An 11,872-nucleotide genomic window follows, 5' to 3' on the forward strand; every position below is an offset into this window, starting at 1 on the left:
GTTTTCACTAAGATACTGCATCGAGATTATTCGCTATCTTTCCATAATATATGACAAAACGGCGCGTCTTTATCACGGCTAATCAAAATTTTAGCAAATAAAATATCTTGATTATCGAATTCAAGTCCCACTAACACCTGAATAAATAATTCTGGCTCTATTTCTAATGCGACAAAATCTTGCCATTGGTCATCAGGCTCACCTTCTTCAATAAAGCCAAGCTCTTCACGATGCTGGTTAAAATCATCAACATCTTGCTCACTAAGGTTATCTGGGGCTAACTCTAAAAAGATATCGTAAGCTTGATGCGTTACTTCTTCTTCACTGTATAAACGGGGTCCTGTCATTGCCATAAACCTTTCATGATGCTAATGCCAGATATAGTATCAAACCTCAGCAAATTTTTGACAAAAAAAAGCCAGGTTTCCCTGACTTTTTTTATACAGGGCTTATTTTACGTTTGCGTTGTCGCTGTGCCCTTTACTTTTTCGCGCATTGACTGCACCAAACTATAAAATAATGGCACCAGCAAAGTACCCAATATAGTCGCGGCTAACATGCCGGCTAGCACAGTGACACCAAGCGATACGCGGCTTCCAGCACCCGCGCCAGTTGCAAATACTAACGGTAATACACCTAATACAAATGAAAGAGCAGTCATTAATACCGCACGAAACCTCATTTTGGCTGCACTAAGAGCCGCATCAAAAATACTCTTGCCGGCAAGCCGTTCTTCCATCGCAAACTCTACAATCAAGATTGCAGTTTTGGTCGACATACCTATAAGCAGTACTAACCCCACTTGTGCATAAATATTATTTTCCATACCCAGTACGTATAACGCTAACATTGCGCCAAACATCGCCAGTGGAATTGCGGCTATAACTGAAAAAGGGATCGTCCAACTTTCATATTGTGCAACCAAGAACAAGTAAACAAAGATAACGGCCAAAGCAAATAGCAACGGTGCCATATTGCCAGCTTCAATTTCTTGTTTAGATTGCCCTGCCCATTCAAATACATAGCCATTAGGTAACTGCTTAGCTAGCTCTTCCATGGCAGCTATTGCATCACCACTTGAGAACCCCGCAGCTGCTTGACCACTGATACTCGCACTACGATATAAATTAAAGTGCTTAAGGGTTGTTGGCCCAAGAATTGGTTCAAGTTTAGCAAGTGTCGTTAATGGCACCATGTCGCCTTCATTATTACGCACAAAATAATGCTGTAAGTCGGAAGGATTTTTACGGAACTCACTCTCAGCTTGCATGATTACTTTATAAGTACGACTAAACTGATTGAAATCGTTAATATATAATGAGCCGAGCTGGGCTTGGAGCGTTAAGAATATGTCACTTAATGCAACCCCTTGAGCCTTTGCTTTATTGCGATCTATCTCTAAAAAGTACTGCGGTACATTTGCTCTAAAAGTACTGTACACATTACTCAAGCTTGGATGTTGGTTCGCTTCATATACCAGACCATTAAGTACTTGCGCCAATTCAGTCGGATCCCGACCTTCACTGTCTTGTAGGCGAAACTCAAAACCAGCGCTATTACCTAAACCAGGAATTGGCGGCGGGTTAAATACCATTATCTGCGCATCTGGCATGGCCCACATTTTTCCCATCAAACGACCAATCACTGACTTTAAGCCTAGTTCAGCACTAGTGCGTTCTTCCCAGTCTTTTAAAATAACAATACCTAAAGCATTATTTGAGCCCGCCCCGCCAATCAAAGAAAAACCGGATACCGCAATAAAATCAGTTGCTGCAGGTTCTTGTTTAATAATGTCACCTATTTTATGCATCACATCAGCAGTGCGACCAGAAGCCGCCGCATCTGGTAATTGCACATCTACAAACACAAAACCTTGATCTTCGGCTGGCACAAATCCTGTTGGAACGCTTTTAGCCAGCCAGCCTGCCACCACAAAAATAACTAAGGCAAAAATACCCACTCGTGCCGAGCGTTTTAAAACAAAGTGGATGATTTTAGAATAGATGGAAGTTGATTTAACAATGCCTTGCTCGACTGGCGCCAGCCATTTTATCGGTTTCATTGACTTTTCTGTTAACAATAGCGCACATAAAGCTGGACTTAGGGTTAATGCGTTAACCGATGAAATTAATACCGCAAACGAAATCGTTACAGAAAACTGCTTATAAAGCTCCCCGGTAATACCAGGCATAAAGCCTACAGGCACAAATACGGCTAATAACACCAACGAGGTCGCAATAATAGGCCCGGTTACTTGCTCCATCGCTTTAGTGACCGCCTCCTTAATCGGCAACTTTTCTTCTTTGAGGATCCGCTCAACATTCTCAATTACAATAATTGCATCATCTACCACAATACCGATCGCCAGCACTAAACCAAATAAGGTAATTAAGTTAATTGAGTAACCCATAGCCATCATAAAAGCAAACGTGCCCACCAACGATACTGGAATGGCAATAGTTGGAATAAGTGTCGCGCGCCAATTTTGTAAAAACAAAAACACCACTAAAACAACCAGGCCAACAGCTTGAAATAATGTAACAATCACTTCTTCGATTGAGCGATTGATAAACTCTGTCGTATCGTATGGTATTGAGTATTCAACACCATCTGGTAATTGCTTAGCAAGCTCTGCCATGGTGGCTTTAACATCACTTGCCACTTGCGTTGCATTGGCATCGGTTAATTGGTAAATAACTATAAAAGCGGTATCTTGCTGATTTAACTTAGCGTTAATACTGTAATCAGCTGAGCCAAGTTCGATGCGGGCAATATCAGTTAAACGTACAAAGTTACCATCTTGATTAGCACGAATAATTGTTTGGCCAAACTCTTCTGGAGTTTTTAAACGCCCTTTAGCTTGAATTGAATATTCAAACTGCTGACTTGGTAAACTCGGTGCAGCACCTAATTTACCAGCTGCCACTATGGTATTCTGCTCTTGTAATGCTGCTCTAACTTCGCCTACTGTCAGCCCTAACGCCGCCATTTTATCTGGACGTAACCACAATCGCATTGAATAGGTTTTCTCACCCATAACCTCAGCCGATGCCACGCCTTTAATTCGTCCCAGCGGTTCCGTTAAGTAATTTGTTGCATAGTTACTTAAAAAAATAGCATCAATGTTTGCTTGGCTAGAATACAAGTTAATACCCAATAACATTGAACTGGATTTTTTCTTAACCGATACACCTTGGCGTGTTACTTCGCTGGGTAATCCTGGTTCAGCTAACGCGACACGGTTTTGTACATTGACTTGAGCAATATCAGTATCCGTGCCCACCTTAAAGTATGCAGTTATCGTAGCAGTGCCGTTATTGCTGGAGCTGGACTCGATATACATCATATCTTTTACACCATTAACTTGCTCTTCAATGGGTCTGACCACAGACTCTTCCACTATTTGCGCACTGGCGCCAGGGTAAACTGCGGTGATCTGTATTTGCGGTGGAGTAATCTCGGGATACATATTAACTGGCAGCAAACCCATGGAAATCAAACCCGCTAGCGTAATCACTATCGAAATAACGAGGGCAAATTTAGGCCGCGCGATAAACGTTTTACTTATCATGTGCGTTTCCTTTAGTTTGCAGCGTCTGATTGACTAGAAATTGTACCAGTGGTGTGATCGACCTTTTTTTCAACTGGTTTAACTTCGACCCCTTGACGTACTTTTTGTAAACCTTCAACAATCACTTGCTCACCTTCTTCAAGGCCCGATTGAACGACCCACATCGCATTAATGCGCCGTCCTAGTTGCACAATGCGCGTAGCAACTTTGTTATCTTCACCCACCACGAGTACAAATTTACCTTGTTGATTTTCTTGTACTGCTGCTTGAGGAATAAGTGCTTGTAATTGCTTATCTTTACTTTCAACAATTAAGGTGACAAACAAGCCTGGCATTATAATGTTTTGTGGATTGGCAAATGTCGCTCTTAATTCAACTGTGCCAGTACTGCGATCAATTTTCGTATCGGCAAAATCTAACTGCCCTTTAGCCCCCAAGTCCGAGTTATTTGGCAAACGCAGGGATAAATCGATTGGTACATTTTGAGGGTTATTAGCACTGTCTTGATGTTTTTGACGATAACTAATGTAATCACCTTCTTCGACCTGGAAGTTAACATAAATTGGATCCACATCGGTCAATTCCGCTAGTTCATTTGAGGAAGGACTCACAATATTGCCTACATCGTAATTAACCTTACCAATACGCCCTGCAAACGGCGCTTTAATTTCGGTGTAACTTAAATTTAATTTTGCTTTTTCAAGGCTTGCCCTTGCTGAGATAACAGCCGCAGCAGCTTGCTCATACTTAGTGGTTAATTTATCTAAATCAGATTGTGAGATAAACCCTTGTGCAGCAACTTCTTTACCGCGTTTTAAATCGCGAGATGCGCCATCTTCGCCAGCAAGCTTACTTTTTAAGTCCGCTTCAATTTCAGCAACAGAAGATTGATATTCACTTGGATCGATTCTCAGTAGTAGCTGTCCTTTTTCAACAAATGAGCCTTCATCAAAATGACGTTCTATTAATTCACCCTCAACACGAGCGCGAATTTTCACTTCCTGATGAGCTTCCGTGCGAGCAACAAACTCTCGATAATTCCCCACCTCTTGGGTAACAACATTAAATACTGAAACCGCAGGAGGCGGAGCGACTTGTTTGGTAGCATTATCATCTGAGCAACCAGCTAAAAAAGCGATTAATGTTATACCAACAACCCCTTTGATCGCTAATGACATGTAAGTTCCTAAAATGCTAGGCGTGAACCTTTTTAGCATGGTTTATCTCCTTAGTAGCTGCGCGCACTACCTTTATATGTTTATTTTAAATTGTGTTTAAACGCCAAGTTACGTTCAGAGGCTATTATGGGTCGATCATATAACAAGCCACCCGATTAAAAATATAGACCACTTTGTAATCATTTGTATCAGAGGTTCACAATAACAGGCTATAAAATAGCTTGCTTTTCAAACAAGAAAGCCACGCTTTACATCAATTCAATTAGCTCGTAAGCTAAACTGAAACAGGTCAGAGGAGTTGACATGATTAATTTTGAAACACAGCAGGCTATCGCCTTCGTTACATTATCCCGAAAAGATAAACAAAATGCGTTGAATTTTGTCATGTTCAAACAGCTGACAAGTATCATTAAAAAAATTAAAAAAGACCCGACTATCCGCGCTGTCGTTATTCAAGGTGATGGTGAGCATTTTTGTGCTGGACTGGATGTTGCTGCCGTTATGAAAAGTCCCATAAATATTGCCAAGTTGCTATTTAAATGGTTACCGGGTAACTGTAATTTAGCGCAGCAAGTTGTGCTGGGTTGGCAATCACTAAGTGTGCCGGTATTCGCAGTTGTCCAAGGTAATTGCTTTGGTGGTGGCCTGCAAATAGCTCTTGGGGCTGATTATCGGATTGTGCACCCAGATGCTAAATTAGCCATTATGGAAGCGCGCTGGGGACTATGCCCTGATATGGGTGCAAATGTTGTACTACCTAGCTTACTAAAACGTGACGATGCCATGTGGCTTGCCAGTCATGCAGATCCTATTAGTGCTGATAAAGCGCTGCAATTAGGGTTAATAACCGAAGTAAATGCGGATCCAAAGCAACGCTGTTTAGCAATGATCAATACCTTATTAGCTCGCTCACCGGATACTTTAGCGGCAATCAAACGCGTTACCCAACAAAGTTTTAACACTCCAAGAAGACAAATTTTAGCAAAAGAAACCATTAGCCAAATTCGTCTGCTTATTAACAGTAATACAAAAAAGGCCATTGCAAAAGCCAAAGGCGCCGACAACATCGAGTATCAAAATAGTAAACGTTGGTAACAAATTCACTTAATATCAACGCTAAGCAATAAGTCGCATAGTTTTCAACAAGCAAATATGCTGAAGTATAATACGACCTGTAGTGAGTAAATAATCAATGGATCCCCGAACTGTGCTAAAAAAAATCTTCCCTTATTTACTCAGCAGCTGTTTGATTTTGGGTTGTTTGGCTATAGCAAAAATAATCATGCACTGGCTGCAAGGCAGCTTTCCAGCCCCCCTATTAGCGATGCTAATGCTGCTTACGTTACTTTTAACAAACGTAGTGAAAGAGCATCACTTAGCTCCCTGTGCTAAGCCATTATTAAATGTCATGCCGCTTTTTTTCATCCCTGCTGGGGTTGGTTTTATCGAACACCTTGAAATCATCGCCCTGCAATGGCAATTTCTCAGTGCAGTTTTCATTTTGGTGCCATTGACCAGCTTACTGCTTATCGCAGCAGTGATCAGTATATTTAAAGGCAGGATTGAACATGATTGATCTATGGTGGTTAAGTATTCCTGTAATTATCACGCTGTTTTTAGGGTTAAGGAAGCTCAATACAACCATTAACAATCCTTTATTAAAAGCGCTGACTAATCCCGTTTTTATCACTATTACGCTTATAGCCATATTACTAGTGAGTTTTTCACTGCCTTATTCGCAATTTGCTAGCCATAGCCAGCTATTAAGCTATTTACTGGAGCCTGCCATTGTTGCGCTTGCATTACCGCTATATCAACAATTTGTGCATATACGAAGAAATCTCTTGCTGATTGTTGGCTGCTGTAGTCTGGGCATAATCAATGCCACTGTGGTTGCAACCTTACTCAGTGCTGCATTTAATGTGCCTACACAATTAGCAGCATCTGTTGCCGCTTTATCGGTCACTACTCCCATTACTCTGCTAGTCACTGATTCACTCGGAGGCATCGCTTCGCTGGCAGCTGCGATGGTGATTTTTATCGGCTTATTAGGTGCTTTGTTCGCGCTACTTATTCTTCGTCAGGTGGGCATTTATAACCATCAGGCACAAGGCGTTGCGATTGGTACTGCATTTCATGCAATAGGCACCGCCGCCGCACTTGTTGAGCATCCGCGTATTGGTGCATTTGCTTCAGTGGCAATGGCATTGAGCGCATTACTTACCGCTTTAATCGTACCATTACTTTATCCTTTTTTGAGTCAAGCTCTGCTATGATGAAATAGTTTAACCACTTTATTTATGGATAATAGATGATCAGTACAGAAATCCAACAAGTTGAAAAATACTACACCATGATCACTGAGTACCTCGTTAAGTACAGCATGCAATTAGTTGGCGCATTGTTGATCTTGATTTTTGGTTTGTGGGTGGCACAAAAAATATCTAAGATGATTGCCGCTTTAATGGCGCGTAACAATATTGATATTACTCTCACTAATTTTGTCAGTAATGTAGTGAAAGTATTGTTTATCGTTATGTTCATTATTATTGCGCTAGGTAAAATTGGCATAAGTGTCACACCTTTTGTTGCTGCAATTGGTGCCGCTTCTCTTGGCGCTGGTTTAGCATTGCAAGGGATGTTATCAAATTATGGCGCAGGCTTGGCTATTATAGCCACCCGCCCCTTTATTGTTGGTGACACGATTGAAGTTAAAAATGTCAGCGGTCAAGTAAAAACCATTGAGTTAGGCTACACCATTTTGATCAACGAAGAAAAAGTCGAGATTACTATTCCTAACAAACATATCGTTGGCGAAATACTACATAACTCATTTAATTATTCATTGGTCAAAGGTGAAATTGATATTGCCTATAACGCCAGTGCTGAGCATGCTATAGAGCTTATAGAAGACGTATTGAAAGACCATGAGTTAGTCGCAAGTGAACCGCTATCACAAGTTGGCATTGAACGGTTTGCTGAAAGTGGAGTAACAATTAGTTACCGCTACTGGGTGCCGACAACGAAAATAATTGAAACCAAGCTGGCCGTAAACGGTGGCGTATATAGTGCGATTCAAGGTGCGGATATTGAAATTCCATTCCCACAACGAATTGTCACAATTAACCAACAAAGTATTGATAGCTAAGCTAGCAATACTGCAAACAAGGGAGCTAATTGCTCCCTTTATTTATACTACATCTTAACTTCATTAAAACTTATAGCGCACATTCGCAGTTACAGTTCTGCGTTGACCATAGAAGCAATCTCCACGCGCTAAACATGATGTAATCACTGTTTTATCCGTTAAATTTTGCGCTTGTAAACTAAAACTATAGTCATCAAAATCATAACCAATCATAGCGTCAAATAAAGTATAGTTATCCGTTTTAATAGGATCATTTAAAACTATATTATTCATTTCAACATAGGCACTTCCATCTGATGTTTCACCAACGTATCGTGCTCCAAAACCCATTTTAAAGCCGTTCAATGACTCAGGTCGCCAAGTACTCCAAATAGATGCTTGCTGATCTGGCAAGGCACTTAACTTTGCACCATCTTCACCAAGAGTATTACTTTGACTAACATAGCCGTCAGTGTATGCATAAGATGCGTAAACATCGACTGTATCCCACGCTAGCTGTGCTTCTAATTCAATACCTTTAACAGTTACCTCACCTTGCTGAACTTGTCCATTAGGGTCAATAAGATTTGTATTACCCACCTGTTCAGCTGGTAAGCTGGTGGTGCGATTTTGCTCTACAATATGATATACGGCGGCCGTAAGTAGATGCTCTGTACCTGCTGGTTGATATTTTAAACCCGCTTCAACTTGCTCACCCGTTTTTGGTTCGAATGCTTTACCGTAAGCATCTTGACCTATTAATGGTTCAAATGATTCACTATAACTTGCATACGGTGAAACCCCTGAGTCAAATAAATACATCAAGCCTAAACGACCGGTGGTCGCATACTGTGACTCACTTTTGCCGTTTTCAGGGTTTGTTGTTGCTTTATCGCGACGTAATGCTGTTGAGACTATCCACTTATCAGCAATTTTCATACTGTCTTGAATATATAAGCCAGTTTGATAAACCTTTGACGAGTCATAATCAACGATATCATCTACCGTTGGTAAATTAGCGACTTGGCCATATTTCGGGTTAAATAAGTCTAGCGTGCCAGCGAGTCCAGAAACAGAGTCGTTATCGGTATAAGCATTTTGATAATCAAGCCCCATCACTATTGTGTGCTCAATATTACCGGTTATTATATTGCCATGAAACTGGGCATCACTGGCAATAGCCCGCGAATCAGCGGAGCTAAGATAAGACACTCGCTTGACGCTGCGCCCATCTTCTAAAAATTTAGGTGGCCAACCATAAATCGTATGATAATCAGCATGACTATCGGTGTAACGCGCAGCAAGTTTAAACTGCCAATCAGCATTAATATTTTGCTCTAAAATCGCAGTGATTGACGCTTGCTCAGTATCATAACGATCAAAACCCGGCTCAGAAACAAAACGGTTTGATGGAATTTTGCCGTTTTCGTTTTCTAAAATAGTGCCTGAGTGAGGTAAGAACGAGGTACTCGTGCCTGATTCATTCTTTTGCCAATTAGTTAATAGCGTTATTTTTGTATCATCAGTGGCATACCAGGTTAATGATGGAGAAAACACAATACTGTTATCTGGCACATAATCGGTTTGCGTATCACTCTCTCGCCATAAACCAATTACTCGCCCTTGTAATGACGCATCATCATTTAAAGCACCAGTAATATCTCCCGCAACTTGTTTACGCGAATAGTTACCAACTTGCCCCCAAAGCTGCCCTGATGTTTCAGCTTCTGGTTTTTTACTGACTAAGTTAACAATTCCACCAATTGAACCTTGCCCATATAGCACTGAGCTCGGCCCTTTTAGTATTTCAATTTGCGACAATCCATAAGGGTTAGTACGAACATTATTATAACTACCATACAACGATTTTAAGCCATCTAAGTATTGTACGGGCGACACACCACGAATAACCGACCAATCGCCACGGGTATCAACACCGTATGGACCGTTATATAAACCAGACACATAACCAATTGCATCTTGAATAGTTAATGCGCCTAGGTCTTCAATTCGCTCTTGCGTTAAAACAGAAACAGATAACGGAGTTTCAATGATTGGCACGTCTGATTTTGCACCAGATGCACTCATGTATGAAATCAAACCTCGTTGACTTTTTACCGTAATAACTTCTAAATCGTGACCTTCACTCACAGCTTGCTGTTCGGCAACAGCATTAGAAGGATTTAACAGTGAAAGAAGAGTCAAAGATAAAATACTTAACGGTGTATTTATTCCACTTAACTGCATTAATATTCCTTAGGACAAATTGAAATTGAAGGTAGTTTAATAGTACAATTATTGAAATGCAATATGAATGATAACAAATATCATTAACAATAGGTTTCACTATGGCTAAAGTAAGCAAGCGATTTTGGTTTCAATTACATGGCTGGTTCTCATTGCCTGTATGGGTTTTATTCTGTTTTATTTGTATTACAGGCACTCTCTCTGTAGTGAGTCATGAGCTTACCTGGTTAACCAACCCTGCTGCTCGAGCAAGTAATCCTAACAATTTGCCTGCAAAACCAATCGATGAATTAATAGCAGCAGTAGAACAACAACATCCAACTGCTGATATCACATCAGTATTGGTGTATGAACCGTATTTAGTAAACGCTATTATATTTACAGATCACAATAAACCCCAAGCAATTGCCTACGTAAATCAATACACAGGGCAAATACAAGCAGTTAATCAAGGCATCACCTTTATTGGTTTTATGCGCGCGTTACATGGTTGGCTGTTGTTTCCATGGCAAGCTGGTTATAGCGTCGGTTATTATCTTGTATCTGCAATGGCAATAGTCATGTTTGGCGCATTAGCCACCGGGCTGATTATTTATAAAAATTTCTGGCGTGCTTTTACTCAGCCTAAATTGCGCTTCAATCAAGGTAAAAAAACCTTACTAAAAGATTTACATAGCTTGGCTGGCGTCTGGTCTATGTGGTTTTTACTCATTATGAGCTTAACGGGGTTTTGGTATTTAACTCAAGCAATTATGTGGCATAACGAAATTGATATTGAAGAGCATCCGCCGCTGGTAAGCATAGCTGATTTGCCCACCTCTAAAACGGTACCGGCCATCAGTCTAAGTCAGGCTCTACAGCTCACTAAGCAGCAGTTTACTGACTTTGAACCTCATTACATCATGTTCCCAGAACATAGCCGAGGCATGTACAGTATCAGCGGCTCGAACAACACTATTTTCTATGATGACTATGCGTTCTCAACGACGATAAATCCTTGGACAGGCGAATTAGCACAGACTAAAAGTCCCGGATCAATGAACGCTCTACAAACTATTTCTCATATTGCAGACCCTTTGCATTACGGCACAATTGGCGGGATCTGGACCAAGCTAGTTTGGTTTATTTTTGGCGTGATCTTAAGCGGTATGTCTATTACAGGCTTTATGATGTGGCGTAGTAAGTTAGCTAAGACAACAAAGGCGCAGCTGCTAACGACTGACTATATTCAGGAGGCACAATAATGGCGCGACTTAAAAGTACTTGGTGGCAACGCTATAAGTATCTACTACATGCTAGTATTTTAATTTTACCATTTTGGTTTTTATATCAATCAATGATTCTCATATTTCCTGACTCATGGGGCGAGCAAACAATGGGAGAGTTTACCCTTGCACCCATGCCACTTAATATGGCGCCCCCCTATAGCCACCATGGTGAATACGTTAAAGATTTTATGGTAATGTTTAATAAAGGAAAAATAGCAGATGTACGCCAAGGTTACATGAATATTGGCCCCACTCCTTTACCACTTAGTCAGTTATCAAAAGCCGATGAAGGTATTTTACATGGCACGCGTCATGGTCAACATGTGCACGCTATTGCACCAAAATTAATAACCAGCAAAGATAAGGCATGGATCACACTCCAAACGTGGCAAGGTGAATTGCTAGTTCAAAGCTGGGAAATTCCAAGCCAGTTTATTAACTAACAACAATGGGGAGCAAAACATGCTCCCACGCCCACCCA

Annotated in this window: 10 protein-coding genes; 6 read left to right on the forward strand and 4 right to left on the reverse strand. The window is 40.9% G+C overall.

Going from position 1 to position 11,872, the window contains the following annotated elements; genetic code table 11:
- Positions 1-26 precede the first annotated feature (26 nt).
- The 3 genes from H5200_RS13465 to H5200_RS13475 all read right to left on the reverse strand — a co-directional run bounded on the left by H5200_RS13465 (position 27) and on the right by H5200_RS13475 (position 4,749).
- A complete protein-coding gene (locus H5200_RS13465; RefSeq protein ID WP_145237630.1) occupies positions 27-347 on the reverse strand; it encodes an HI1450 family dsDNA-mimic protein in 321 nt (106 codons plus the stop codon).
- 107 nt (positions 348-454) lie between these two features.
- Complete coding sequence (locus H5200_RS13470) at positions 455-3,571, reverse strand: efflux RND transporter permease subunit (protein WP_182761655.1); 3,117 nt, start codon at positions 3,569-3,571, stop codon at positions 455-457.
- Positions 3,572-3,582: 11 nt separating this feature from the next.
- The gene (locus H5200_RS13475) at positions 3,583-4,749 is read right to left on the reverse strand and encodes an efflux RND transporter periplasmic adaptor subunit (protein WP_182761656.1); all 1,167 of its coding nucleotides are present in this window, start codon (positions 4,747-4,749) and stop codon (positions 3,583-3,585) included.
- A 303-nt stretch (positions 4,750-5,052) separates the two neighbouring features.
- Between H5200_RS13475 and H5200_RS13480 the strand changes: the two genes are divergently transcribed.
- From H5200_RS13480 to H5200_RS13495, 4 genes are all read left to right on the forward strand, one after another.
- On the forward strand, positions 5,053-5,844 hold the full coding sequence (locus H5200_RS13480; protein ID WP_182716997.1) for a crotonase/enoyl-CoA hydratase family protein: 792 nt from the start codon (positions 5,053-5,055) through the stop codon (positions 5,842-5,844).
- A gap of 97 nt (positions 5,845-5,941) precedes the next feature.
- Positions 5,942-6,325: a CidA/LrgA family protein gene (locus tag H5200_RS13485; protein ID WP_182761657.1), complete on the forward strand. Its 384-nt coding sequence runs from the start codon at positions 5,942-5,944 to the stop codon at positions 6,323-6,325.
- Positions 6,318-7,025, forward strand: coding sequence for an LrgB family protein (locus H5200_RS13490; protein ID WP_149980912.1), 708 nt, complete (start codon positions 6,318-6,320; stop codon positions 7,023-7,025). The genes H5200_RS13485 and H5200_RS13490 overlap by 8 nt, the downstream gene beginning before the upstream one ends.
- Before the next feature lie 35 nt (positions 7,026-7,060).
- Positions 7,061-7,897: a mechanosensitive ion channel family protein gene (locus H5200_RS13495; RefSeq protein ID WP_149980913.1), complete on the forward strand. Its 837-nt coding sequence runs from the start codon at positions 7,061-7,063 to the stop codon at positions 7,895-7,897.
- A 63-nt stretch (positions 7,898-7,960) separates the two neighbouring features.
- Here the strand turns inward: H5200_RS13495 and H5200_RS13500 are convergent, their stop codons facing one another.
- On the reverse strand, positions 7,961-10,123 hold the full coding sequence (locus H5200_RS13500; protein WP_182761658.1) for a TonB-dependent siderophore receptor: 2,163 nt from the start codon (positions 10,121-10,123) through the stop codon (positions 7,961-7,963).
- 101 nt (positions 10,124-10,224) lie between these two features.
- On the opposite strand from H5200_RS13500, the gene H5200_RS13505 reads away from it, so the two are divergent.
- Both H5200_RS13505 and H5200_RS13510 read left to right on the forward strand, forming a co-directional pair.
- On the forward strand, positions 10,225-11,367 hold the full coding sequence (locus tag H5200_RS13505; protein ID WP_182731867.1) for a PepSY domain-containing protein: 1,143 nt from the start codon (positions 10,225-10,227) through the stop codon (positions 11,365-11,367).
- On the forward strand, positions 11,367-11,834 hold the full coding sequence (locus H5200_RS13510; protein ID WP_149980916.1) for a hypothetical protein: 468 nt from the start codon (positions 11,367-11,369) through the stop codon (positions 11,832-11,834). The genes H5200_RS13505 and H5200_RS13510 overlap by 1 nt, the downstream gene beginning before the upstream one ends.
- Positions 11,835-11,872: the final 38 nt, after the last annotated feature.

It is taken from the genome of Pseudoalteromonas sp. SG43-7, assembly GCF_014164295.1.
Taxonomy (GTDB): Bacteria; Pseudomonadota; Gammaproteobacteria; order Enterobacterales; family Alteromonadaceae; genus Pseudoalteromonas; species Pseudoalteromonas rhizosphaerae.